The organism is Pseudomonas pharyngis (genome assembly GCF_021602345.1).
Classification (GTDB): Bacteria; Pseudomonadota; Gammaproteobacteria; order Pseudomonadales; family Pseudomonadaceae; genus Aquipseudomonas; species Aquipseudomonas pharyngis.
Window position 1 is genome coordinate 118,522 of the sequence record NZ_BQID01000005.1, and the last position, 25,894, is coordinate 144,415.

Annotated in this window: 20 protein-coding genes; 3 read left to right on the forward strand and 17 right to left on the reverse strand. The window is 61.7% G+C overall.

What is annotated here, in order from left to right; genetic code table 11:
- Positions 1–25: 25 nt before the first annotated feature.
- From L6D74_RS12610 to leuC, 12 genes are all read right to left on the reverse strand, one after another.
- Positions 26–688, reverse strand: coding sequence for an SPOR domain-containing protein (locus tag L6D74_RS12610; RefSeq protein ID WP_236189380.1), 663 nt, complete (start codon positions 686–688; stop codon positions 26–28).
- Positions 672–1,979, reverse strand: coding sequence for a bifunctional tetrahydrofolate synthase/dihydrofolate synthase (gene folC / locus L6D74_RS12615; protein ID WP_236189381.1), 1,308 nt, complete (start codon positions 1,977–1,979; stop codon positions 672–674). The genes L6D74_RS12610 and folC overlap by 17 nt, the downstream gene beginning before the upstream one ends.
- Positions 1,976–2,896, reverse strand: a complete 921-nt coding sequence (gene accD, locus L6D74_RS12620) for an acetyl-CoA carboxylase, carboxyltransferase subunit beta (protein ID WP_007956457.1) — start codon at positions 2,894–2,896, stop codon at positions 1,976–1,978. Before accD ends, folC begins: the two co-directional genes overlap by 4 nt.
- A 192-nt stretch (positions 2,897–3,088) precedes the next feature.
- Complete coding sequence (locus L6D74_RS12625) at positions 3,089–3,703, reverse strand: phosphoribosylanthranilate isomerase (protein WP_236189382.1); 615 nt, start codon at positions 3,701–3,703, stop codon at positions 3,089–3,091.
- A 64-nt stretch (positions 3,704–3,767) separates the two neighbouring features.
- Positions 3,768–4,592, reverse strand: a complete 825-nt coding sequence (truA, locus tag L6D74_RS12630) for a tRNA pseudouridine(38-40) synthase TruA (RefSeq protein WP_039771597.1) — start codon at positions 4,590–4,592, stop codon at positions 3,768–3,770.
- Positions 4,593–4,742: 150 nt separating this feature from the next.
- Complete coding sequence (locus L6D74_RS12635) at positions 4,743–7,382, reverse strand: motility hub landmark protein FimV (protein ID WP_236189384.1); 2,640 nt, start codon at positions 7,380–7,382, stop codon at positions 4,743–4,745.
- A 209-nt stretch (positions 7,383–7,591) separates the two neighbouring features.
- Entirely contained in the window at positions 7,592–8,602 is a 1,011-nt protein-coding gene (locus L6D74_RS12640) for an aspartate-semialdehyde dehydrogenase (protein ID WP_064594829.1), read from the reverse strand.
- 193 nt (positions 8,603–8,795) lie between these two features.
- Positions 8,796–9,908, reverse strand: coding sequence for an aspartate-semialdehyde dehydrogenase (gene asd, locus L6D74_RS12645; RefSeq protein WP_011333354.1), 1,113 nt, complete (start codon positions 9,906–9,908; stop codon positions 8,796–8,798).
- 66 nt (positions 9,909–9,974) lie between these two features.
- On the reverse strand, positions 9,975–11,057 hold the full coding sequence (gene leuB, locus L6D74_RS12650; RefSeq protein WP_039770158.1) for a 3-isopropylmalate dehydrogenase: 1,083 nt from the start codon (positions 11,055–11,057) through the stop codon (positions 9,975–9,977).
- A gap of 69 nt (positions 11,058–11,126) precedes the next feature.
- Positions 11,127–11,891, reverse strand: a complete 765-nt coding sequence (locus tag L6D74_RS12655) for a class I SAM-dependent methyltransferase (RefSeq protein ID WP_085689290.1) — start codon at positions 11,889–11,891, stop codon at positions 11,127–11,129.
- Positions 11,892–12,035: 144 nt separating this feature from the next.
- Positions 12,036–12,680 carry a 3-isopropylmalate dehydratase small subunit gene (leuD, locus tag L6D74_RS12660; protein WP_007956446.1) on the reverse strand — a complete coding sequence of 215 codons (645 nt, stop codon included), beginning with the start codon at positions 12,678–12,680 and terminating at the stop codon, positions 12,036–12,038.
- An 11-nt stretch (positions 12,681–12,691) separates the two neighbouring features.
- Positions 12,692–14,110 carry a 3-isopropylmalate dehydratase large subunit gene (leuC, locus tag L6D74_RS12665; protein ID WP_011333350.1) on the reverse strand — a complete coding sequence of 473 codons (1,419 nt, stop codon included), beginning with the start codon at positions 14,108–14,110 and terminating at the stop codon, positions 12,692–12,694.
- A 140-nt stretch (positions 14,111–14,250) separates the two neighbouring features.
- Between leuC and L6D74_RS12670 the strand changes: the two genes are divergently transcribed.
- The 3 genes from L6D74_RS12670 (at position 14,251) to L6D74_RS12680 (ending at position 20,287) form a co-directional block, all read left to right on the forward strand.
- Positions 14,251–15,141 (forward strand): LysR family transcriptional regulator, encoded by an 891-nt coding sequence (locus tag L6D74_RS12670; RefSeq protein WP_007956444.1) that lies wholly within the window; start codon positions 14,251–14,253, stop codon positions 15,139–15,141.
- A 68-nt stretch (positions 15,142–15,209) separates the two neighbouring features.
- Positions 15,210–18,488, forward strand: coding sequence for a bifunctional diguanylate cyclase/phosphodiesterase (locus L6D74_RS12675; RefSeq protein ID WP_039770156.1), 3,279 nt, complete (start codon positions 15,210–15,212; stop codon positions 18,486–18,488).
- Between the two features lie 107 nt (positions 18,489–18,595).
- Positions 18,596–20,287 (forward strand): molecular chaperone HscC, encoded by a 1,692-nt coding sequence (locus L6D74_RS12680; protein ID WP_236189385.1) that lies wholly within the window; start codon positions 18,596–18,598, stop codon positions 20,285–20,287.
- Here the strand turns inward: L6D74_RS12680 and L6D74_RS12685 are convergent.
- The 5 genes from L6D74_RS12685 to L6D74_RS12705 form a co-directional block, all read right to left on the reverse strand.
- A complete protein-coding gene (locus L6D74_RS12685) occupies positions 20,284–22,980 on the reverse strand; it encodes a J domain-containing protein (protein ID WP_236189387.1) in 2,697 nt (898 codons plus the stop codon). The genes L6D74_RS12680 and L6D74_RS12685 overlap by 4 nt on opposite strands.
- Positions 22,977–23,672 carry a DUF1266 domain-containing protein gene (locus tag L6D74_RS12690; protein WP_236189388.1) on the reverse strand — a complete coding sequence of 232 codons (696 nt, stop codon included), beginning with the start codon at positions 23,670–23,672 and terminating at the stop codon, positions 22,977–22,979. The genes L6D74_RS12685 and L6D74_RS12690 overlap by 4 nt, the downstream gene beginning before the upstream one ends.
- 184 nt (positions 23,673–23,856) lie before the next feature.
- Positions 23,857–24,303 carry an Hsp20 family protein gene (locus L6D74_RS12695; RefSeq protein WP_063429319.1) on the reverse strand — a complete coding sequence of 149 codons (447 nt, stop codon included), beginning with the start codon at positions 24,301–24,303 and terminating at the stop codon, positions 23,857–23,859.
- Between the two features lie 121 nt (positions 24,304–24,424).
- Positions 24,425–25,384, reverse strand: a complete 960-nt coding sequence (locus L6D74_RS12700) for a tRNA dihydrouridine synthase (protein WP_085648997.1) — start codon at positions 25,382–25,384, stop codon at positions 24,425–24,427.
- Positions 25,385–25,419: 35 nt separating this feature from the next.
- Positions 25,420–25,881 (reverse strand): acyl-CoA thioesterase, encoded by a 462-nt coding sequence (locus tag L6D74_RS12705; protein ID WP_039770148.1) that lies wholly within the window; start codon positions 25,879–25,881, stop codon positions 25,420–25,422.
- Positions 25,882–25,894 lie beyond the last annotated feature (13 nt).

The following is a 25,894-nucleotide window of genomic DNA, read 5'->3' on the forward strand; positions in this document are numbered from 1 at the left end:
TGCATTTCTATCGAAGTGATAGATATCAGCCGCGTTCAGGCTGGAAGCGCACCACAAACCCCTTGAGGTTCTGCTGGCGGCTCAACAGATCGCGCAGACGATCGGCTTCGGCGCGCTCGATCAGCGGGCCGACGAACACCCGGTTCTTGCCATCGGCCGAACGAATGTAAGCGTTGTAACCCTGGCTGCGCAGGGTTTTCTGCAGGCTTTCGGCGCTGGCACGGCTCGACAGGCTGGCCAGTTGCACTGACCAGCTCACCGACAGGCCATTGGCATCGACGCGGCTTTGAGTGGTATCCGGTTTGGCAGACAGCGCAGCGATCGGCTGCGCCGGAGCCGTGGTTGGCTTGGCCACGGGAGCGGGAGCCGGCGCAACCGGTTTGGCTACCGGCGCCGGAGCCGGAGCTGGTGCGGCGGAAGCAATCGGCGCCGTTGGCACAGCCTGGTCGGCGACTTCGTCATCGCTTGGCACTGGCTCTTGCGGCAGAACCTGAGGCTCAGGCACCGCCACGGTTTCCATCTGGATCTGCGCCACGGCGGGCGCTTGCGGCGCAGCCGGCGCCTCGACGGTCACCTGACGCTGTTCATCCTGACGGGAAAACAGCATCGGCAGGAAAATCACCGCCAGCGCCACCAGCACCAGGGCACCGACCATGCGCTGCTTGTACGCTTTATCCAGCAAAGCCATTTGCCGCTTCCTCCGTGGAGCGCCGAGACAGCCATTCGAGGGCCTCGGCGACACAATAAAATGATCCGAACAGCAAGATCTCGTCGTCGCTGGTGGCCACTGCACACTGCCCTTCCAGAGCGGCCGCCACGCTGTCATAAGACGTGACCGAGGCGCCAAGGTTCTGCAATGCCTGATTCAATTCATCCACCGGACGCGCACGTGGCGAATCCAGTGGCGCCACCGCCCAGTGCTGGACGCTGGCATTCAATTCACCGATGACACCGTCCAGATCCTTGTCCGCCAACAGGCCGAACACCGCCAGACGCTTGCCGACCGGCGGACGAGCCGCGAGACGCCGCGCCAGATACTCCGCCGCATGCGGGTTGTGGCCAACATCCAGCAGCAGATTCAGACGCTTGCCGTTCCATTCGAACGAGCGACGATCGAGGCGACCGACCACACGAGTCGCCTGCAACGCCGCAACAATCTGCCCGGCATCCCATGGCAACCCGAGCAGCAGATAAGCCTGCAACGCCAACGCGGCGTTCTCCATCGGCAGGTCGAGCAGCGGTAAATCACGCAGTTCGACGACCTGACCGTCAGCATCGGTGCCACGCCACTGCCAGAACTGATCCGTGATACCCAGGTCGAAATCCCGCCCGCGCAGGAAGAACGGGCAAGCAAGCTCGCGCGCCTTGTCCAGCAAGGGTTGTGGAGGATTCAGATCGCCGCACAGCGCAGGTTTGCCCTGGCGGAAAATCCCGGCCTTCTCGAAGGCCACGGATTCACGGGTATTGCCCAGATAGTCGGCATGATCGACACCAATGCTGGTGACCAGCGCGATATCGGCATCGACCACGTTGACCGTGTCAAGACGCCCGCCCAGCCCGACTTCCAGCACCACCGCATCGAGCCCGGCCCGTTGAAACAGCCAGAACGCCGCCAGGGTGCCCATTTCGAAGTAAGTCAGGGAAGTGTCGCCGCGCCCCGCTTCGACCGCCGCGAAGGCTTCGCACAGCTGCGCATCAGTGGCTTCGACGCCATTGAGCTGCACCCGCTCGTTGTAACGCAGCAGGTGCGGAGAATTGTAGACACCGACGTTTAGGCCCTGCGCCCGCAGCAAGGAAGCCACGAAAGCGCAGGTCGAACCCTTGCCGTTGGTGCCGGTGACCGTAATCACCCGTGGCGCCGGCTGGCCCAGTCCCATGCGGGACGCTACCTGTTGCGAACGCTCCAGCCCCATGTCGATGGCCGATGGATGCAACTGTTCAAGGTAGGCGAGCCACTCGCCAAGGGTGCGCTCGGTCATACGTTGGCAGGCACCGGCGGAACGACGATCGGCTCGATCGGCGCGGCAACGAAGGTCGGGGTCGGTTTGCCGGTCAGTTGCGCCAGCAGGTTGCCCAGACGCGGACGCAGCTCGCGACGGTCGATGATCAGGTCGATGGCGCCGTGCTCCAGCAGGAACTCGCTGCGCTGGAAGCCTTCCGGCAGTTTTTCACGCACGGTCTGCTCGATCACGCGCGGGCCGGCGAAGCCGATCAGAGCTTTTGGCTCGCCGACGATCACGTCGCCCAGCATCGCCAGACTGGCGGAAACGCCGCCGTAGACCGGATCGGTCAGCACAGAGATGAACGGAATGCCTTCTTCGCGCAGGCGCGCCAGCACCGCCGAGGTCTTGGCCATCTGCATCAGAGAGATCAGGGCTTCCTGCATCCGCGCACCACCGGAGGCGGAGAAGCAGACCATCGGGCAACGGTTTTCCAGTGCATAGTTGGCGGCGCGCACGAAGCGCTCACCGACGATGGCGCCCATGGAACCGCCCATGAAGCTGAACTCGAACGCCGAAACCACGACAGGCATGCCCAGCAGGGTGCCGCTCATGGAAACCAGTGCGTCCTTCTCGCCGGTCTGCTTCTGGGCAGCGACCAGACGGTCCTTGTACTTCTTGCCGTCACGGAATTTCAGACGGTCAACCGGCTCCAGGTCAGCACCCAGTTCGGCACGGCCTTCGGCGTCCAGGAAGATGTCGATGCGCGCACGTGCGCCGATGCGCATGTGGTGGTTGCATTTAGGGCAAACGTCCAGGGTCTTTTCCAGCTCCGGACGATACAGCACAGCCTCGCAGGACGGGCATTTGTGCCACAGACCTTCAGGGACCGAGCTCTTCTTGACCTCGGAACGCATGATCGAAGGGATCAGCTTGTCTACCAACCAGTTGCTCATGCTTTCTTTCTCCAGTACCGGCGGCCCGAACGCTCTGGTTCGCGGCCCCGCGTATGCCCTTCAGCTAAATTCATGTGTGGCGATGATCGGCCGGGCTGCCGGGTCAGCGGAACTGACCTGCGTACACCCCGAAAAGACCCTCAGCCTCTTTTCTACAGAGCTGTGGACGGCGGCAGTCTGCCAGCCGTCACATCAGCGTACGGCGTTGATGAATGCACGAATCTTTGCGTGATCCTTGATGCCCTTGCTCGCCTCTACCCCGCCGCTGACATCCACGGCATACGGCTGCACCCGGGCGACCGCATCGGCGACGTTCTCCGGCGTCAGGCCGCCGGCCAGAATCAACGGCTTGCTCAAGCCTTGCGGAATCAATGACCAGTCGAACGCCTCGCCGGTTCCGCCGGGCACGCCTTCGACATAAGTGTCGAGCAGCACGCCGCTGGCGCTCGGGTAGGCATCGCAGGCAGCGGCAATGTCATCGCCCGCCTTGACACGCAAGGCCTTGATGTACGGCCGGTGCCAGCCTTCACACTCGGCGGCGGTCTCGTCGCCGTGGAACTGCAACAGATCCAGCGGCACGGCATCGAGGATTTCCCCGAGCTCGCAGCGGCTGGCATTGACGAACAACCCGACCGTGGTCACGAACGGCGGCAATGCGGCGATGATCGCCCGCGCCTGCTGCACGGTCACGGCCCGGGGACTTTTAGCGTAGAACACAAAACCGATGGCATCGGCCCCGGCCTCGACGGCTGCCAACGCATCTTCTATGCGGGTAATCCCGCAAATCTTGCTGCGAACGGCTGACATGTCGATAAAAACCCCAAGGCAAATCCGAGAAAGTCCCGGATGGTAACAAATGCGTTCGAGGGCGTCAGCCGTCAAGTTCCGCGAAACCCGTAAGGAAATGTGGCCCGATGAAACGCTCGGGCAACGGGAACTCGTCGTGGTACTCGACCTGCACCAGATACAGGCCGAACGGATGCGCCGTGACTCCGCCGGAACGCCGCTCGCGGCTCTCCAGCACTTCTTTCATCCACTCCACCGGCCGCTCGCCGGCACCGATGGTCATCAGCACGCCGGCGATGTTGCGCACCATGTGATGCAGAAAAGCGTTGGCGCGGATGTCCAGAACGATCATTTTGCCGTGACGGGTCACGCGCAGGTGATGCATCTTCTTGATCGGCGACTTGGCCTGGCACTGGCCGGCACGGAAGGCACTGAAATCATGAGTACCGATCAGGTACTGCGCGGCCTCGGCCATGCGCTCGACGTCCAGCGGACGGTGATTCCAGGTGATTTCCTCGTTGAGATGCGCCGGGCGGATCTGATCGTTGTAGATCACGTAGCGATAGCGCCGGGCAATCGCCTTGAATCGCGCATGGAAATGCGCCGGCATGACCTTCGCCCAACTGACGCTGATGTCGTGGGGCAGATTGATATTGGCGCCCATGACCCAGGCTTTCAGCGAACGGTCGACCTGGGTGTCGAAATGCACCACCTGCCCGCAGGCATGCACACCGGCGTCGGTGCGCCCGGCACATTGCAGCGAGATCGGCGAGTCGGCGACCTTCGACAGGGCTTTTTCCAGGGTTTCCTGCACGGTGAGCACACCGGTGGACTGGCGCTGCCAGCCGCTGTAGCGCGAGCCCTTGTATTCAACGCCCAACGCGACGCGGAAAAAGCCTTCGGGTGCCATTTCGGCGGCCGGGTTATCTATGTTTGCCAAGTCGGTACAGCCTGCTGATCTACAAAGGCGGGCATTATAAGGCGGCGGGACGGGGAAACCAGACCCAAACAAAAACGGCAGCCTCATGGGCTGCCGTTTTGTTTACCGCTGAATGCCGACTCAGGCCAGATGCGACAGCATTTCGCTCGCTTCGCTCTTCTGCTTGTCGTTGCCCTCACTGATGACCTCATTGAGGATGTCGCGCGCACCGTCGTTGTCGCCCATGTCGATATAGGCCTGAGCCAGATCGAGCTTGGTCGCGGCTTCATCAGTACCGGACAGGAAGTCGAAGTCATCCTCGCCCAGATCATCACCCAGCGCGGCATCGGCCTCGGTGAAGCTTGGCTCGTTGATGCTGCTCGACAGGCGATCCAGCTCGGCGTTGACGTCGTCCAGTTCGGCGGCGAACGCATCCGGCTCGGCTGGCGCCGCGTCCATTTCGTCAGCCAGGGACAGGTCGAAATCGGCTGGCAGCTCCAGATCGTCCTGCGGCACGTCGGCCACGGTTGGAGTTTCGACCAGCGGCAGATCCTTCACGCCTTCGTCCAGATCCAGCAGGAAATCATCGTCTGCCAGCTCGACCGGCGCAGGCGCGGGGTCGGCACCGAGATCCATATCCAGGTCGAAATCCGACAGGTCGTCGAGGTTTTCCTTGATGTCGGTCTGCTGTTGCAGCACCGACTCGAAGCTCAGATCGTCGTCCGATGGAAATTCGTCGAGTTCGACCGGCGCTTCCGGCTCGACAGCAGCCACAGGCTCAACCGGCGTGATGTTGTCGAGATCGTCGAGGCTCAGGTCGAAAGCGCTGTCCAGTTCAGCATCTGCCGCGGCAGGCGCTTCAGGCTCGTCGAGCAGCAGCTCCTTGACGTATTCCGCGTCCAGCTCGGCAGCCATGGCCGCAGCCGCCAGGCCGCTGGCCGCGACGACCGCCATGGCCGGGAAGCGGCTTTTCAGCTCTTCGACCTTGGCGAAGTTGTCGCCATTGGCGACCAGTTGGCGCTCCTGACCGACGAACGCATCGCGATCACCCTGACGACCGTAGACTTCCATCAGTTTCAGACGCAGATCGCTGCGCTGCGGCTCCAGGCTCACGCCCTCCTCCAGCAGCGCGGCCGCTTGATTCAGACGACCGCCGTCGATGTGCGACTGCGCCTTGTCCAGCACGTCGTCGGAACGCTCGGCGGCCGGAGCCACCAACGGCGCGGCGATCGGCTCGGCCATCACGACTGGCGCAACTACAGCAGCAGCAGCGGCTGGGGCTGGGGCTGGGGCTGGGTTCAGCTTGACGCTGGCGGCTGGCACTTCCAGACCTTCGAAGCTGCTTTCAGGCAGATCGAGATCCTGGGAAAAGGATTGCTCCTCCAGGGCACGGGCCATGCGCAGGTGTTTTTCGGCTTCCTGCTGCGCCTTGCGGCGGCGGGCCAGCAGCAACAGCAGGAGCAGCAGAACCACCGCACCGCCACCGACCAGACCCAGCAGGATCGGATTGGTCAGCAGTTCGTTGAAGGATTTCTCGTCATCGGCGGCCGGCGTGGTTTCAACCACAGGCTCGACAACCGGCTCGACTGGTGCCTGAGCGGCGGCTTCAGGCGCAGGTGCGCCCGGAGCAGCCTCTGCCGGAGTGGCCGGCGGCGTGGCCGCCAGTTCCGCGGTGATCGCCGGCACCACTGGCGCAGTGGCGGCGGTCGCGGGAGCAGCACCCGAACCCTCGGCCTGCATCTTCGCCAGTTGATTGTTTTTCAGCTCGATCAGGCGTTGCAGCTTGTCCAGCTGGCTTTGCAGATCGGCCATGCGGCTTTTCAGTTCTTCGTTGTCACGACGGGTGGTGTCGAGACTTTCCTGAGTGACCGCCAGTTTGTTGCTCAGGGCCTTGGCATCGCCGGCCGGACCCTTGCCACGCGCCTTGGCGCTTTCGGCGGACACCAGGCTCAGGTTGTCCTTGGCGTTTTGCGCAGCGCCGGTATTGGCGCGGCCACGATTGGTCGCATCGAGTTGCTGCTGACCGGTGCCCGGCTTGGCCACATAACGACGGCCCTGACGCCAGGCTTCGTTCTGCGCGGCCACTTCGGCAATCGCTTTGGACTGCGGCAGCGCGGTGCTTTGTACCTGATCGGGTAGACGCAGCACCTGACCGGTTTTCAGGCGGTTGATGTTGCCGCCGATGAACGCGTCCGGGTTCAAGGCCTGGATCGCCAGCATGGTCTGCTGCACCGAACCGCCGGTGCGCGCCTTCGCGGCGATTTCCCACAGGGTGTCGCGCGGCGTGGTGGTGTGGGTCGAATGGGTGGCGCCGGTGGTCGGTGCGGTAATGGTTTGCGCTGGCGCGGGTTGAGCGGCGGCATCGGCGGTCTGCGGCGAAAACTTCGACGGATCCAGCAGCACGCTGTAGTCACGCAGCAGGCGGCCGTTCGGCCACATTACCTGCACGAGGAATTTCACCATCGGTTCCGACAGCGGTTTGCTCGAGGTAACGCGCAGCACACTTTTGCCGCTGGCGTTGAGCACCGGGGTGAACGTCAGATCATTGAGGAAGGCCTGGCGATCGACGCCGGCCTTGGCGAAATCTTCCGGCGAGGCCAGGCTCGGCACCACTTCGGCAGCGGTCAGATCCTTGACATCGAGCAGCTCGATTTCCGCTACCAGCGGCTGGTTCAGGGTCGACTTCAGGGTCAGCTCCCCGAGCCCGAGGGCATGCGCCATACCGGAGGACAGCGCCGAGGCGGCCGCTATTGCTAACACCAGTTTGCGAACTTGAACCATAGCCTCTTCCTTTGTTTGAACGTTCCTCGGCCAGCGAGAAGATGTTGATAGTCGCTGCCGTAAGGCATTGCGCGCGACGACGACAGCATGCCGCGCGCGATCATTTCTTTGATGCCCCGGAAAGTCCCGGAGGGTGACACGTTGCCAACTGCTCCGGCCAAGCATAGCGCCCGGCTAGAATCAGTCGACAAATTGTTGCCAAGTATCTTTTACAGCAGGTCTTTTATCAACAACTCGGCGACCTGCACGGCGTTGAGGGCCGCACCTTTGCGTACGTTATCTGACGTCAGCCACAGATTAAGTTCCGACGGTTCGTCGACACCGGCACGTACCCGCCCGACGTAGACCACGTCCTGCCCCACTGCGTCACCGACGGCGGTCGGATAATCACCGGCCTCGACCAGCTCGATACCCTCGGCATCTTCCAGCGCAGCATTAACCTTTTCCAGGTCGACCGCGCTCGCTGACTGCAAGGTCACGCTAAAGCTATCGCCAAAAAACACCGGGGCTTGAACACAAGTTGCGGAAATCTTTAATAAAGGCTTGGTCAGCACCTGACGCAGCTCGCGCACCAGGCGTTTTTCCAGCAGCGTATGACCTTGCGCATCCGGTGTGCCGACCTGGGCCAGCAGGTTGAAAGCCATCTGCCGGTCGAAGAATGTCGGCTCCAGCGGACGCATGTTCAGTAGCTCGGCGGTCTGGCGCGCCAGCTCGGTCACGGCTTCGCGGCCCTGGGCGGAAACCGCCAGATTGGCGGTGACATGCACGTATTGCAGTTCGATCAGATCGAGCAGCGGCGCCAACACCACGGCCAAAGTAGTGGCCGACGGGCTTGGACTGCTGACCTGGAACGGCACTTTCAAACCGGCCAGCACATCGGCATTGGCTTCCGGCACCACTTGCGGCGCCTGATCCGCCGGCAAGGCGCCGGACAGATCGACCAGCGAGCAACCCGCCGCGTGAGCGCGGGCGGCGTAACTCAGGGTGATGGCCGGGCCGGCGGCGAAGAACGCCAGTTTGACCTTGCTGAAATCGAACTCGTCGACTTCACGCACGCGCACGTTCTTGTTGCGAAACAGCACCGAGCTGCCGGCGGATTCGCTGCTGGCCAACAGGTGCAGCGTGCCAACCGGGAAGTCGCGTTCTTCGAGGATCTGCACAAGGGTTTCGCCGACAGTACCGGTGGCGCCGATCACGGCAATATCAAGGGTCTGGGTCATGTTGCTACCTCTGGCGAAACGGGGGGAGCGGCACTTTACCGGGTGAGTCGCACGCAGGCAATTCGCGCCCGCCGCGAAGAGCGGACGGGGAGCGTCCATGGCTGCATTCCCACGCAGAGCATGGGAACGATCAACAGGTACAAAAAAACCCGCGCCTCTTGCAAGGCGCGGGTTCTTTCATTGCATCAAGCGATCAACGCTCAAGCAGGATCCGCAGCATGCGACGCAGCGGTTCGGCCGCGCCCCACAGCAGTTGGTCGCCGACGGTGAAGGCACCGACGAACTGCGAACCCATGTTCAGCTTGCGCAGACGACCGACCGGTACGTTCAGGGTGCCGGTGACTTTCGTCGGGCTCAGCTCCTGCATGCTGATTTCACGGTTGTTCGGCACCAGCTTGACCCAAGGGTTGTGCTGGCTGATCAGCCCTTCGATGTCGGCGATCGGCACGTCCTTGTTCAGCTTGATGGTCAGCGCCTGGCTGTGGCAACGCATGGCGCCGATGCGCACGCAGATGCCGTCGACCGGGATCGGGCTCTTGAAGCGACCGAGGATCTTGTTGGTCTCGGCCTGGGCCTTCCACTCTTCGCGGCTCTGGCCGTTCGGCAGTTCCTTGTCGATCCACGGGATCAGGCTGCCAGCCAGCGGTACGCCGAAGTTTTCGGTCGGGTATGCGTCGCTGCGCATGGCTTCGGCCACACGGCGGTCGATGTCGAGGATCGCGCTGGCAGGATCGGCCAGTTGATCGGCGACAGCGGCGTGGGTCGCGCCCATCTGCTTGATCAGTTCACGCATGTTCTGTGCACCGGCACCAGACGCCGCCTGATAGGTCATGGCGCTCATCCACTCGACCAGACCGGCCTCGAACAGACCACCCAGGCCCATCAGCATCAGGCTGACGGTGCAGTTGCCGCCGATGTAGTTCTTGGTGCCTGCGTCGAGCTGCTGGTCGATGACCTTGCGGTTGACCGGATCGAGGATGATAACGGCGTCGTCGTTCATCCGCAGGCTCGAGGCCGCGTCGATCCAGTAACCCTGCCAGCCGGCTTCGCGCAGCTTCGGGAATACTTCGCTGGTGTAGTCGCCGCCCTGGCAGGTCAGGATCACGTCGAGGGTTTTCAGCTCTTCAATGCTGTAAGCGTCCTTGAGCGGAGCAATGTCCTTGCCCACGGACGGGCCTTGGCCACCGACATTGGAAGTGGTGAAAAACACCGGCTCGATAAGATCGAAATCCTGCTCTTCCAGCATCCGCTGCATGAGCACGGAACCGACCATGCCGCGCCAACCGATCAGACCTACACGTTTCATCGCAACTACACCTTCTTGAAAAGTGGGCCGCTGCTTTGTATTGAATTTCGCAGCGGGCCCGAGAGATTACAGATTCCGCAGCGCGGCGACTACTGCGTCACCCATTTCCTGCGTACCGACTTTAGTGCAACCGGTCGAAAAGATGTCGCCGGTGCGCAGACCTTGATCCAGCACCACACTGACCGCTTTCTCGATGGCGTCGGCGGCTTCGTGCAGGTTGAAGCTGTAACGAAGCATCATCGACACCGACAGGATGGTCGCCAGCGGGTTGGCAATGCCTTTGCCGGCGATGTCCGGTGCCGAGCCGTGGCAAGGCTCGTACATGCCCTTGTTGTTGGCGTCCAGCGAGGCCGACGGCAGCATGCCGATGGAGCCGGTGAGCATCGACGCTTCATCGGACAGGATGTCGCCGAACATGTTGTCGGTGACGATCACGTCGAACTGCTTCGGTGCACGCACCAGTTGCATGGCGGCGTTGTCGACGTACATGTGGCTCAGTTCAACGTCCGGGTAATCCTTGGCCACCTGCTCGACCACTTCACGCCACAGTTGGCTGGACGCCAGCACGTTGGCCTTGTCCACCGAGCACAGCTTCTTGCCACGCACGCGGGCCATGTCGAAACCGACGCGGGCGATACGGCGGATTTCGCTTTCGCTGTACGGCAGGGTGTCGTAGGACTGGCGCTCGCCGTTTTCCAGGGTGCGGGTGCCACGTGGCGCGCCGAAGTAGATGCCGCCGGTCAGCTCACGGACGATCAGGATGTCCAGGCCGGCAACGATTTCCGGCTTCAGGCTCGAAGCCTCGGCCAGTTGCGGGTACAGGATCGCCGGACGCAGGTTGCCGAACAGGCCCAGTTGCGCACGGATTTTCAGCAGACCGCGCTCAGGGCGGATATCACGCTCGATGGTGTCCCATTTCGGGCCACCCACGGCGCCCAGCAGCACAGCGTCGGCTGCGCGGGCACGGTCGAGGGTTTCGTCAGCCAGCGGCACGCCGTGCTTGTCGATGGCGGCGCCACCGATCACGTCATGGCTCAGCTCGAAGCCCAGGCTGTACTTGTCGTTGGCCAGCTCCAGCACCTTGACCGCTTCGGCCATGATTTCCGGACCAATACCGTCGCCTGGGAGAATCAGAATCTGCTTGCTCATGCTTTCCTCGTGTCTTCAGTCGGTGCGCCGTCGACGGGCGCGCCGGGAAAAATGCTTGTCGTTCGAAACTTACTTTTCAGCCCAGAGCACCAGTACATCTGTACTGAACGAACCATCGGCCTCAATCTCAAAATATTCGCGCACTTCGTTGCCCATCGACTGCTGCAACTGGCGGATCGCGGCGCGCATCACTTCGGGTGTGCGCATGCGCTCGACCCAGCTGTTGTACTCCAGACGCAGGCGCTGACGCGTGGTGCTGCGGGTGTGCAGACCGGCCTCGCTGACCTGGCGCAACCACTCGCCGGCCGAATAATCGCGCACATGGCTGGTGTCGCGCAGCACTTCGACGCTCTGCAAATAGGTGTCGAACAGCGGACTGCCCGGCGACAGCACATCGATGAACGCCGCCACGCCACCCGGTTTCAGCACCCGGCGCACTTCGCGCAAGGCCACACCGAGATCGCTCCAATGGTGCGCCGAATAGCGGCTGAACACGAAGTCGAATTCGCCATCGGCGAACGGCAGGTGCTCGGCGGCGCCGTTGACCGTGGACACATTGCTCAAGCCGCGATCAACGGCCGCGGCGGCAACCACGTCGAGCATCTGTTGCGACAGGTCGTAGGCCACCACTTCCTTCACCAACGGGGCGACGTGAAAACTCACGTGCCCGGCGCCGCAACCCAGGTCCAGCACCCGCGCCTCGCCCTGCCCCGCCAACTCAGCCTGCAGCAGCGCAAATTCAGTGCCTTGAGCGTGAACGGCGCTGCTCAGGTAGGCGGCGGCCTGTTCACCAAATTGCTTTTGTACAACCTGACTGTGGGCGGTGCTGGTCATGGATACGTCCTTTTCTGGGCCAAGTCTTGCGCTGCCTTTGCCGGCCTCATCGCTGGCAAGCCAGCTCCCACAGTAAATGCAGCGTTCACAAAACCTGTGGGAGCGGGCTTGCCCGCGATGGGGTCAGCCCTGACTACATCAATCTCACGCGTCGCGGAACAACCACGGCTGGCTCGCGCGATGCTTGGCTTCAAACGCGGCAATCGCATCGCCGTCCTGCAAGGTCAGGCCGATGTCGTCCAGGCCATTGAGCAGGCAGTGCTTGCGGAACGCGTCGATCTCGAAGCGGTAGACCTTGCCGTTCGGGCTGGTCACGGTCTGCTCGTGCAGATCGATCTGCAACTGATAGCCCGGCGCGGCCTCGACCTGCTTGAACAGCTCGTCGACTTCGGCGTCGCTCAGGATGATCGGCAGCAAACCGTTCTTGAAGCTGTTGTTGAAGAAGATGTCGGCATAGCTCGGCGCGATGATGCTGCGGAAACCGTACTCTTCCAGCGCCCACGGCGCGTGCTCACGGCTGGAACCGCAACCGAAGTTCTCGCGGGCCAGCAACACGCTGGCGCCTTGATAGCGCTCGGCGTTGAGCACGAATTCCTTGTTCAGCGGACGCTTGGAGTTGTCCTGATACGGCTGCCCCACATCGAGGTAACGCCATTCGTCGAACAGGTTCGGGCCGAAACCGGTGCGCTTGATCGACTTCAGAAACTGCTTCGGAATGATCTGATCGGTATCGACGTTGGCACGATCCAGAGGCGCGACGAGACCAGTGTGCTGGGTAAAAGCTTTCATGCTGCGCTCCTTTAGATCAATTCACGAACGTCGATGAAACGACCGTTCACCGCCGCCGCAGCGGCCATGGCCGGGCTGACGAGGTGGGTACGGCCACCGGCGCCCTGACGGCCTTCGAAGTTACGGTTGGAGGTCGAGGCGCAATGCTCGCCGGACTCCAGACGGTCCGGGTTCATCGCCAGGCACATCGAGCAACCCGGCTCGCGCCATTCGAAACCGGCTTCGAGGAAGATCTTGTCCAGACCTTCGGCCTCGGCCTGGGCCTTCACCAGACCCGAGCCCGGCACCACGATGGCCTGCTTGATGGTCGAGGCGACCTTGCGGCCCTTGGCGATGACCGCTGCAGCGCGCAAGTCTTCGATCCGCGAGTTGGTGCAGGAACCGATGAATACGCGGTCGAGCTGGATGTCGGTGATTGCCTGATTGGCGGTCAAACCCATGTATTTCAAGGCGCGGACGATCGAGTCGCGCTTGACCAGGTCCATTTCCTTGGCCGGGTCCGGCACGTTCTGATCAACGGCCAGCACCATTTCCGGCGATGTGCCCCAGCTGACTTGCGGCTTGATCTGCGTGGCGTCGAGCTCGACCACGGTGTCGAAATGCGCGTCGGCGTCGGACACCAGGTCTTTCCAGGACTCGACCGCCAGATCCCACTCGGCGCCTTTCGGTGCGAACGGACGACCCTTGACGTAATCCACGGTCTTCTGGTCCGCCGCCACCAGGCCCACACGGGCGCCGGCTTCGATGGACATGTTGCAGATGGTCATGCGGCCTTCGATGGACAGGTCGCGAATCGCGCTGCCGGCGAATTCGATGGCATGGCCGTTACCGCCGGCGGTGCCGATCTTGCCGATTACCGCGAGGACGATGTCCTTGGCGGTCACGCCGAACGGCAACTGGCCTTCGACGCGCACCAGCATGTTCTTCATTTTCTTGGCGACCAGGCACTGGGTGGCGAGCACGTGCTCGACTTCGGAAGTGCCGATCCCGTGAGCCAGGGCGCCGAACGCGCCGTGGGTCGAGGTGTGCGAGTCGCCGCAGACCACGGTCATGCCCGGCAAGGTCGCGCCCTGCTCCGGGCTGATCACGTGAACGATGCCCTGGCGCACGTCGTTCATCTTGAATTCGACGATGCCGTATTCATCGCAGTTGTCGTCGAGGGTCTGAACCTGCAAACGCGAGACCTGGTCGGCAATGGCTTCGATGCCGCCCTTGCGCTCCGGGGTGGTCGGTACGTTGTGGTCCGGGGTGGCGATGTTGGCATCGATGCGCCACGGCTTGCGCCCGGCCAGACGCAGGCCTTCGAAGGCTTGCGGCGAGGTCACTTCGTGGATGATGTGACGATCGATATAGATCAGCGCCGAGCCATCGTCGCGCTGCTTGACCAAATGCGAATCCCAGAGCTTGTCGTAGAGCGTTTTGCCGGCCATCAGACGGTTCCTCATCAGCTTGTTTCTATGCCCTGGGCTTATCAATAACCCTTTGGCTTGTGAGGCCGATCCTATGGGGTTAGATTAAATAACTCAAATTCATATTTTTTATGCTTTGGATAACCACCTGGAATACGAACATGGACCTGGCCAACCTCAATGCTTTTATCGCGATTGCCGAGACTGGAAGCTTCTCCGGTGCCGGCGAACGGCTGCACCTGACACAACCGGCCATCAGCAAACGCATCGCCGGGCTGGAGCAGCAATTGAATGTGCGGCTGTTTGACCGGCTCGGTCGTGAAGTGGGCCTGACCGAGGCCGGCCGGGCCCTGCTGCCACGGGCTTATCAGATTCTCAACGTGCTGGACGACACGCGCCGCGCCCTGACCAACCTGACCGGCGAAGTCACCGGCCGCCTGACCCTGGCCACCAGTCACCACATCGGCCTGCACCGTCTGCCGCCCTTATTGAGGGAATACACCCGCCGCTACCCACAGGTGGCGCTGGATATTCAGTTCCTCGATTCGGAAGTGGCCTACGAGGAAATTCTCCACGGCCGGGCAGAACTGGCAGTCATCACCCTGGCGCCGGAGCCGCATACGCTGGTCAAGGCCACGCCAGTCTGGGATGACCCGCTGGATTTCGTGGTGGCCCCGGAACATTCATTGATCAGCAACGGCGCCGTCACATTGGCGGACATTGCCGGTCATCCGGCGGTTTTCCCCGGCGGCAACACTTTTACCCACCATATTGTGCAGCGGCTGTTCGAGGCTCAGGGCCTGACGCCGAACATCGCCATGAGCACCAACTACCTGGAAACCATCAAGATGATGGTGTCGATCGGCCTGGCCTGGAGCGTTTTGCCGCGCACCATGCTCGATGAACAGGTGGCGCGCATACCTTTACCGGGCATACAGCTCAGTCGCCAGCTAGGCTATATCCTGCACACTGAAAGGACGCTGTCGAATGCTGCACGGGCGTTTATGGCCCTGCTGGACGCTCAAATCGATCTGCCAGGGACTCTCGGCTAACTTGTGCTACTCCTATAGAGCTGCCGCCCCTGTGCCAAACGCCCAAATCAGCTCAAGGCCCCTTAACAATGCCGAAATCTGTTGACCGTATTCCGCCGATGCCGCGTATTCAGGCCATTGATCCACGGCGATCCGAGCAGAGCTGGGAGAGCGCGCCACAATTGCTCGCGGCGCTCAACGGTGCCCGGCTCGGCGCCTGGTACTGGGACATCGAGCGCGGGCAGATCAGCTGGTCGCGGGGCACCCAGGCCTTGTTCGGCTTTGATCCTCGGCAACCGCTGCCCGAAGACCTGGAATATCTCGACCTGCTGCCACCGGAAGACCGGGCGAAAACCATCCGCGCCTTCCACGCGGTGATTGCCGGCGCTCCGCTGGAACAGGCGATGCACCATCGCATCCGCTGGCCCGACGGCAGCCTGCACTGGCTGGAAATCAACGGCAGCCTGCTCCCCGACAAACACGGTCGACCCCGAATGATCGGGGTGATCCGCGAAATCACCCACCAGCGGCAACGGGAACAGGCGCTCAGCAGTTCGGAGAAACGTTTTGCGACACTGTTTCATCTGTGCCCGAACATGGTGCTGCTGACCCGCCAGGAAGACGGCCTGATCAGCGAGGCCAACCAGTATTTCGAAAGCCTGTTCGGCTGGCCGGTACAAAGCGCCATCGGGCGCACCACCCTGGAACTGGGCCTGTGGGTGCATCCCGAGCAACGGGCGGAGCTGGTCAAGAAAACCAAGGCCAAGGGCGAACTGGTCAGCATGGAGGTGCAGTTCCGCGCCAGCAATGGCCAGATCCACGACGGCATCCTCAGCGCGCAAAAGGTCGAACTCGAAGGCCAGCCTTACCTGCTCAGCACTTTTCTCGACACTACCGAACGAAAAGCCGCCGAACATGCCCTGAAAGACAGCCAGGAACGCCTCGACCTGGCGCTGGATTCGGCGCAACTCGGCACCTGGGACTGGCACATTCCCAGCGGCATGCTCTACGGCTCGGCCCGGGCGGCGCAATTGCACGGCCTGGAGCCGAAACCGTTCCATGAATCCTTCGAAGAATTCTTCGAAGGCGTCCCCGGCGAAGAGCGCGACAGCATGCGCGATGCCTATCGCAGCCTGCGCGAAGGCCCGGCGGGAAATTATCAGCTGACTTACCGCGTGCAACTGCCGGACGGCAGCTCGCGTTATCTGGAAAGCCGCGCCCGCCTCTATCGCGACGACAACGGCGTACCGCTGCGGATGGCCGGCACCCTGCTGGACATCACCGATCAGGTCGAGCGCGAACAACGGTTGGTGGCTTCGGAAGAGAAATTCGCCACGCTGTTCCAGGTCAGCCCCGACCCGATCTGCGTCACGCGCCAGGAAACCGGGGAATTCATCGAGATCAACTCCAGCTTTTCCCAGACCTTCGGCTGGAGTGCCAGCGATGTGATCGGCCACACCGCCGAAGAAATCGGCCTGTGGGACGCCTCGGCGAAAAGCCTGCAACGCATCGAACGGGTGATCCGCGAACAGGGCCTGAGCAACGTCGCGATCATCGTCCAGCACAAGGACGGCCAGTCGCTGACCTGCGTGATTTCCAGCCGCCAGATCAGCGTCGGCAACCAGCCGTGCATCGTCACCACGCTGCGCGACATTACCCAGCAACAGCGCTCGGAAGCGGCGCTCAAAGCCAGCGAAGAGAAATTCGCCAAGGCGTTTCACTCCAGTCCCGACGCGATCACCATTACCGAACGCGACACCGGGCGCTATCTGGAGGTCAACGACGGCTTCTGCCGCCTCACCGGCTATCGCGCCGACGAAGTGGTGGGCAAAACCGTGTATCAGGTCGGTATCTGGGCCGAGGAAAAACAGCGTTCGGCACTGCTGGCCGAGCTACAGATCAAGGGCCGCGTGCACCATCAGGAAATGCTCGGGCGCAACAAGCGCGGCGAGATCCTGACGGTGGAAGTCTCGGTCGAGCCGATCACTCTCAACGAAACCGCCTGCCTGCTGCTCACCGCCCGGGACGTCAGCCTGCTGAAGAACGCCGAGGCGCAGATCCGCCACTTGGCCTATCACGATCCGCTGACCAACCTGCCCAACCGCGCGCTGCTGATGGATCGCCTGAGCCAGCAGATCGCCCTGCTCAAGCGTCACAACCTGCGCGGGGCGCTGCTGTTTCTCGATCTGGATCACTTCAAGCACATCAACGACTCGCTGGGTCACCCGGTCGGCGACACGGTGCTGAAAATCATCACCGCACGGCTTGAAGCCAGCGTGCGCATGGAAGACACCGTGGCGCGGCTCGGTGGCGATGAATTCGTGGTGCTGCTCAGTGGCCTGGAGGGCACGCGCAACGAAGTCAGCGCTCAGGTGCGCGAGTTGGCCGACACCATTCGCGAGTTGCTGTCGGAGCCGATGTTCCTCGACGGCCAGCGTCTGCAAGTGACGCCGAGCATCGGCGTGGCGCTGATTCCCGATCACGGCTCGACCCCGACCGACCTGCTCAAGCGCGCCGACATTGCGCTGTACCGCGCCAAGGATTCGGGGCGCAACACCACGCAGATGTACCACAACACCATGCAGAAAGCGGCCAGCGAACGGCTGCGCATGGAGACCGACCTGCGTCTGGCGCTGGCCCGGGGGGAATTCGACGTGCATTACCAACCGCAGATCGACGCCCAGGACAACCGCATCATCGGCGCCGAAGCCCTGGTACGCTGGAATCACCCGGAACTCGGCGCGCAATCGCCTACCGAATTCATCAAGGTGCTGGAGGACAGCGGGCTGATTCTGGAGGTCGGCACCTGGATCCTCGACGAGGCGTGCGAAGCCTTCAAACAATTGATCGCCGAAAAGCTGATCGATCCTCTGGCCTTCAGCCTGTGTGTGAACATCAGCCCCCGGCAGTTCCGCCAGAACGACTTCGTCGAGCGCATCGAGCACAGCATGAGCAGCCACGGCCTGCCTTGCTCGCTGTTGAAACTGGAAATCACCGAAGGCATCGTCATTCAGAATCTGGAAGACACCATCAGCAAAATGCGCCGCCTGAAAAAACTCGGCGTGAGTTTTGCCATGGACGATTTCGGCACCGGCTATTCATCGCTGACATACCTGAAACGATTGCCGGTGGACACGCTGAAGATCGATCAGTCATTCATCCGCGACGCCACCACCGACCCCAACGACGCCGAAATCATCCGCGCCATCGTCGCCATGGCCCGCAGCCTGGAACTGGAAGTGATCGCCGAAGGCGTGGAAACCCCGGAACAACTGGCCTTCCTGCAAGGGTTGGGCTGCCATTTGTATCAGGGCTATCTGCACAGCCGACCATTGCCGCTGGAGGGGTTGAAGGGATTGCTGGAATGACGGACATCTGCGGTTACTACCCCGAGCATTGACCCCTGGCCGGTAATTGCCAGGGTTGGCGGCAACCTGTAGGGTCGCGTTTTTTTCGCGCTGTTTCGAGATCGATCATGCAGGATGCATCCCTCCCCCGCCCGGCCCTGCTGGGCATTGACCTTGGCACCACCAACAGTTTGATCGCCGTCTGGCAGGACGGTCAGGCCCGATTGATCCCCAACGCCCTCGGCGAGGTGCTGACCCCGTCGGTGGTCAGCCTCGATGAAGACGGGACCATTCTGGTCGGCAAGGCTGCACGCGCACGCCTGACAACCCACCCGGAACGTACAGCCGCCGCGTTCAAGCGCTTCATGGGCAGCGACCGGCAGATCGAACTCGGCACCACAACCTTCAGCCCGGAAGAATTGTCGGCACTGGTGCTGGGCTCACTCAAGCAGGACGCCGAGGCTTTTCTCGGCCACCCGGTGGCTGAAGCGGTGATTTCCGTGCCGGCGTATTTCAGTGACGAACAACGCAAACGCACCCTGTTTGCCGCCGAACTGGCAGGCCTGAAGGTTTCCCGACTGATCAACGAGCCAACCGCCGCTGCAATGGCGTACGGGCTGCACGAACAAAAATTCGAACGCACGCTGATCTTCGATCTGGGCGGCGGGACGTTCGATGTCACGGTGCTGGAATATGCATTGCCGCTGATTGAAGTGCATGCGTCCACCGGCGACAACTTTCTGGGGGGCGAAGACTTTACCGATGCACTATTGAATGCCTGTCTGAAAAACTGGCGACTGACCCCGTCGATGATTGATCCGCAAGGCATGGCCAGCCTGGGCGATGCCCTGGAACAACTCAAATGCAAACTCGGCGAAGGCCCTCAATCTTTGAGCTGGCACCATGCCGACAAACTGCACGAATGGTCGCTGGACGAAGCCGCTGCCGTGAAGATCTGGGAACCGTTGCTGGCACGATTGCGCGCGCCGATCGAGCAGGCCCTGCGCGATGCGCGCCTGAAACCACGGGATCTCGACAGTCTGGTGCTGGTTGGTGGGGCAACGCGGATGCCTGCGGTACAACAGATGGTCGCGACCCTGTTCGGACGCCTGCCCTACCGGCATCTTGATCCCGACACCCTCGTTGCACTGGGTGCAGCCACGCAAGCGGCCTGCAAGGCGCGCGATGGCGCGATCGAAGAACTGATTCTGACCGATGTCTGCCCGTATACGCTGGGCATCGCAACCATGCGTGGCAAAGGCATCGACGGCGCCTTTTCGCCGATCATCGAACGCAACACCATCATTCCGACGTCACGGGTCGAGCGCTACCACACAACCCACCCCCGACAGGAGCTGCTGCGCATTGCCGTTTATCAGGGTGAGCGGCCGTGGGTACGTGACAACATCCTCATTGACGCTTTCGATGTCACCTTGACGCCCACCGATAACATTCAGGAGCTGGACGTACGCTTCAGTTACGACATCAACGGTTTGCTCGAAGTAGACGTCACGCTGCTCGAGACCGGCGAACGCCACAGCCACAGCATCGACCGCAGTCCCACCGGGCTGAATGAACAAGCGCGCAGAGACAGCCATAACCGACTGTCCACGCTGAAGGTCCATCCACGCGACGCATTGCCCAACCGCACACTGCTGGCCCGTCTGGAGCGGGCATGGATGCAAAGTCTGGGCACGCAGCGCGAACACATTGCCGAGTGGCTGCACAACTTCACCACGGTACTCGCCGGACAGCAGCCGGCAGAGATCGCCAGCCACCGCTCAGAACTCAACAAGGCGCTGGACCAACTGCGCCTCTAACCGTTGAGCCGCCGCAGAGCAGCCTGCAAACCACCGGACAGCATTTCACCACCGCCGCTGTCCGGTGGTGCCCCGTACTGGTTGGGCAACTTGTCACCGGGAAAGCCGAACAGCAGCAGCGGCAGGAACGGCAAGACCGGCGACAAGGCCATGAATATCAGCAATGTGGGCAGGCCTCGTCCCATATCATGCAAGCGACGCAGAGTGGCGCCGAATAACAGCAGAACACCCAGTAACAGGATCAGAATGCCAAAGAATGTGGTGCCGCTGATCAATCCTGCCACCGGCGCAATCACTACACACCCCAGAACCTGGGCGATAAAAGCCTTGCGCCCCAGCCGCGACCCCAGGCGCCAGATCGCCCCAGCAGGCACCGGCTGAATATCACTTTTGGCCAGCATCAAACGCTCCGACCAGGACAGCAAGGCACACAGCGCCAGGCGCAAGCCGATACTGTTCTGCACGTCATCCTTGCCCTGCTGCAATTGGCGCAGCACTCGCGTTTTCGGCACTCCGGCAGCGCCATAGCGAACCATGGCCTTGAGCGAATCGAGGGCCTCGTACGCCAACAGTTTGTCGACCCCAAAATCCGTCAACACCTTGCGCGGCGGCCACACCGGCTCGCCCTTGATCAAGCCGTCACGAAACCCTTCGAACCAGTCGTCCTCGCAACTGACTGCTGCGATGGATTGCAGCAAGGCACGATGCTGCTCGGCGCTCAGGCTCGGGTCGTGATAGAGCACGCCCCAGAACATCAACAAACCCAACAGATCATCGCCACACGCAGCGCGGTCGCTTTCGATGCAGGTGTAAAGCAGGGTGTTGGCAGGCAATCGGGCGCTGTCGAGCGCCTGCTGCACGCTGAACAATTGCTGCACCAACAAGCCGTGCACCGGATCGTTGCCTTGCAGCCAGCCCAGTAAACCGTCGCAATTGCCTTGCTCGCGTTGCAAACGGCGCAACAGTGGCTGCAATCGGCTCAAGGGATGAGCCGGACTGAACGGCAGACGCTCCAGGCACTGCCCATCGATCAATTGCAGACAACGTTCCGGCTGATCCAGCAACGCCAGCAAAAACACGGTTTGAGCGTGCCACTCCCAGGCAGCCTCGCCCAGCCCGACCGGCGGCAACCCTATCCCGCGACGGCTCAACTGAAGAAGCAGATCGAGCTCGGACAAGTCACAGTCGTCTTTGACGGCGCCCAATTTGAATGCTTCGGCGATGCGCTCCAGGGCGGTGTCACTGTAGGGCCGCAAGCGACGCAACCACAGGCGACAGACCTTGTGCAGCTCGCCTGTTGTCAGTGCCTGCGGCAATTGCTGCGATATTGAATCCGCTTCGCTGAATACGCTCATAGCCTGCACAATCGGCGCATTCGCCAACCAGCGCAGATGCTGTCCGGCCTGAACTTTGAACCCGCTCAACACCAGGCATTCGAGCGCATCGACCGGGAGCGGCTGATCCAGAATCCGCTGCAGCAAGACCGCATCACCGCGATGCAGCGCCCAGGCATGCCGGTACAGTTGCAGCAGCCGGCTGTCGGCATTCTCACCCAGCAGTTGGGCAAGCAACGGGAGCTCATCGCCTGTCATGCGCCAATCGACAAAGCTCTGCGCCAGGCTATCAAGCTTCAACCGCCCGACACCCAACCAACGGTTCAGCGTCTCGGGGCGTTGTGACGGACTGCCGTATACCTGGGCGTCATACCCGAGATCCGTAGGCCAGTCAGAAAACTCGTCCAGACAATCGAACGCCTGAATCAGCAGGGGCAGAAAAGTCGGTTGCCGCTTGGCGCACAATTCCAGCAGACGACTTTCGGCCATCGGATGGCGGAACTCGTTCCACAGTCGGATCCAGCAAGGCAATGCCTGATCGTCCCGCCCCAGCAGACTGCTCTGACACGCCAACAGGTAAAGCCAGTCCACGTCATCAGGTGCTTCCAGCTGCTTTTCGACGCAGCACTGCAAAAATGTCGATGCACCGATGCCCGCCTGAGTGAACTGCACCAGCAAACGCTTGATGAACGCAGCATCATCCGGCAACGGCAGACAGGTGTGCTGACCGGCGAAGTCGGCAAACTCATGGAGTGGACGCTTGGCGAAAATGAAGTCGAGGCTGCGTGCGTACCAGAGTGTTTCGGTCTGCGCAGCCTCTGACCAAGCGCTCATCAGATCGGTATCGAACGGGTCAGGCGTTTCGATTCGCTGCAAAAAGGCTTCCATCCGATGCGCGTCGTTGAACTCCAGATCCAGTAACTGCTGATGCCACGCCATACGCTTGGCCAACAGATTCGCGCAGCGGTAAGACAGCGGGCCGGCATCGGCCATCCGGTGGTAGAGCCCCCAACTGAGTTCATCGAGCTGTTCCAGCGACAGCTCATCCAGCGCCCGGACAAATGCCTGCCACGCCTCGAAGTTGAAACGCCGCGCGGGATCGTCAAGCAACTCGCAGAAATCCGCGAACGCCTGCGGGATCTCGACAACCTCCTGCCCTGACTCTTCAGTTTTTTCCTCGGGCGCTTCTTGCTCGTCTTCACGCGCCAGACGCAACGCGTTTTCGTAGGCCATGCGCAGCGCCTGAAATCCTTCAGGATCGGTTTCCGGATGATGCGACGGCAATCGTGCGCGGTAGGCATCGCGAATCAGGGTTTCGTCGGAGGTGGGCTCGATGCCCAGTCGAATCCAGCAACTCATGACCAGTCGAACTCCTTGAGCGATGCAGGGCGGGGCAGCAGATCAATCTCCATGTGCCAGGGCAGGTCGGCCAGAAAATGCGGGATGTTCCGGGCGAGGCCGCGGGTGATCCGCAGGTTATGAGCACTGTCACCCTGCCGTTCCAGCTCCCAGGCCAACTCGTCATCGCTTGTGTTCAGGCAGCACCAAAAGCTGCGACCCACAACAAAGCCATTGAAGTAGGACATCCAGTTACCGTAGTGAAACTGCGCCCTGACGGCCAAACGACTGTGCAGCCAGTTGCTTTCGGCCAGATCAATCCACTGATTGCGCACCGCGCAACGCAGGAGAAATCCCATCCGCCCGTAGTCCCAGGACAAAATTCCCCCGGGACCACAACCGCCGAAAGTGCGACTGGCAAACTCATGCAGAACACGATCGCGAGGGCTCAGCCCTTCGAGCAGGCGTTGCCATTCACTCGGCAGACAACGTTGCCATGCCGAGTAGGCTCCACTCAGGTGCTTGGCATGTCCGTCGTCCGTCATCCATTGGAGCATGTCGAACAATTGCCGCCGGTCATCGATACCCCAGCTGTCTTTCAGATCGATGTAGCGGTCGTCGCAGAAAGCGGGGTCGTCGTACCCGGCGCCGGTGTTGAGCGCTGCCATTGGCGCAGAAAGGGCGCACAGCCAGCGCTGTTGAATATCGTCCATGAAAAAAGGCTCCAGGCCGACCGATTAGGATGGGGTCGGCAAAACTGCGGCGGATTGTAGAGAAACCGTCGCTGGGGGCAAAGTCGAACAGCCGTTTCTTGCGCACATAAAAAAGGCCCCGACGTATCGGGGCCTTCATTCAGCGGCTTATCGCCCGTTCAGACGATTTGTTTCTGCAAGTGACTCAGTGTTGCAGAGCCGGCTTCTGCGCCCCGTTGATCGGGATGCGCTTGGCTTTCGCCTCTTCCGGGATCACGCGCAACAGGTCGATGCTCAACAGACCGTTGCTCAGACCGGCAGCCTTGATCTCGATGTGATCGGCCAGGCGGAAGGACAACTTGAATGCACGCTGGGCAATGCCCTGGTGCAGGAACGTGACGCCTTCGTTGGCATCACGCTTGCCGCCACTGATGGTCAGCACGCCTTTTTCGACTTGCAGTTCCAGGTCTTCTTCCTGGAAACCGGCCGCCGCCACGACGATGCGGTATTGATCGTCACCGTGTTTTTCCACGTTGTAAGGCGGATAGGTGCTGCCTGGCTCGTTGCGCAGGGCGGTTTCGAACAGGTCGTTGAAACGGTCGAAACCCACCGAGGAACGGAACAGTGGAGCGAGGGAAAATGCAGTACTCATGATTCAAATCTCCTGAAAACAATCAGCAAGTTTTTTTGTCTCCGCGACCCGAATTCGGCATCGCGTAACCCTTAGATAGGGACCTGCGTTTTGTTTTCAAGAGCGTATTTACAGATTTTTTTCAGGCCGCTTCGGCGACCGGCAAACCCAGTAAACGCGAGACCTGATCCGGCTCGGTTTCACGCCGAAGCACGGTAAACAGCTCAACGGCCTCAGGGTAATTGCGGGTCAGCATGGCCAGCCACTGCTTCAAACGGCCCGGCGACTGGCGCGCGGTCATTTGCGCTTTGGCTTGCAGCCAGAAGTCCTGGATCAGTGGCATCAGTTCGGTCCAGGTCATCTCGACGACTTCCTCGCCAGCACGGGCGGCGGCGATCTGACGGGCCAGATCCGGGCGCGACACCAGACCACGACCGAGCATGATGTCTTCGACGCCGCTGATTTCCCGGCAGCGGCGCCAGTCTTCGACGCTCCAGATATCGCCGTTGGCGAACACCGGCACCTTGACCACGTCCTGCACGCGTGGAATCCACTCCCAATGCGCCGGCGGCTTATAGCCGTCGACCTTGGTGCGGGCGTGAACCACGATGTGCTCGGCGCCGCCCTCGGCCAGCGCCGTGGCGCACACCAGCGCGCCGTCCGGGCTGTCGAACCCCAGGCGCATCTTGGCGGTGACGGGAATGTGTGCGGGCACGGCGCGACGCACGTGCTCGACGATCCGGTTGAGCAACTCCGGCTCCTTGAGCAGTACCGCACCGCCGCGGGATTTGTTGACGGTCTTGGCCGGGCAACCGAAGTTCAGGTCGATCACTTCGGAGCCCAGCTCGCAGGCCAGCGCCGCGTTTTCCGCCAGGCACACCGGATCGGAACCCAGCAACTGCACGCGCAGTGGCACGCCGGAAGCGGTGCGGGCACCGTTGAGCAGTTCAGGGCCGAACTTGTGGAAATAGGCCGGGGTCAGCAACTGGTCGTTGACCCGAATGAACTCGGTCACGCACCAGTCAATACCGCCAACACGGGTCAGGACATCGCGCAGGATGTCATCGACCAACCCTTCCATCGGCGCCAGAGCAATTTGCATGGGAAACACACACTCAAGGAAAAACGTGCGGCAGTTTACTGGGTTTCGCGGGCTAAACCCATGTCCGCCGTCTGTATGGCCGGGCCGTAGCCTTCGATGAACTCGGCAGGCATGCGCTTGGGCCTGCCGGTGGACAGCTCGATGCAGACGAAGGTGGTCTGGGCGCGCAGCAGCGTGGCGTTGTCGCTGGGGCGAATCAACTGGAAGTGACGGGTCATTTTCAGGCGCTGATCCCAATCGACGATCCACGTCGCCAATTGCAGCTCGTCGCCTTCGTAGGCGGCGGCCAGGTAATCGATTTCGTGTCGCACCACGGCCATCGCCCGATCCAGACGCCGGTACTCGACCAGATCCAGGCCCAGGCGCTGCGAGTGGCGCCAGGCACAACGCTCGAGCCAGGTCACGTAGACCGCGTTGTTGGCGTGGCCCAGCCCGTCGATGTCCTCGGCGCCCACTTGCAGATCAATGGTAAACGGCGTTGCCCGATCCCAGCCCATGCCCTACTCCCGG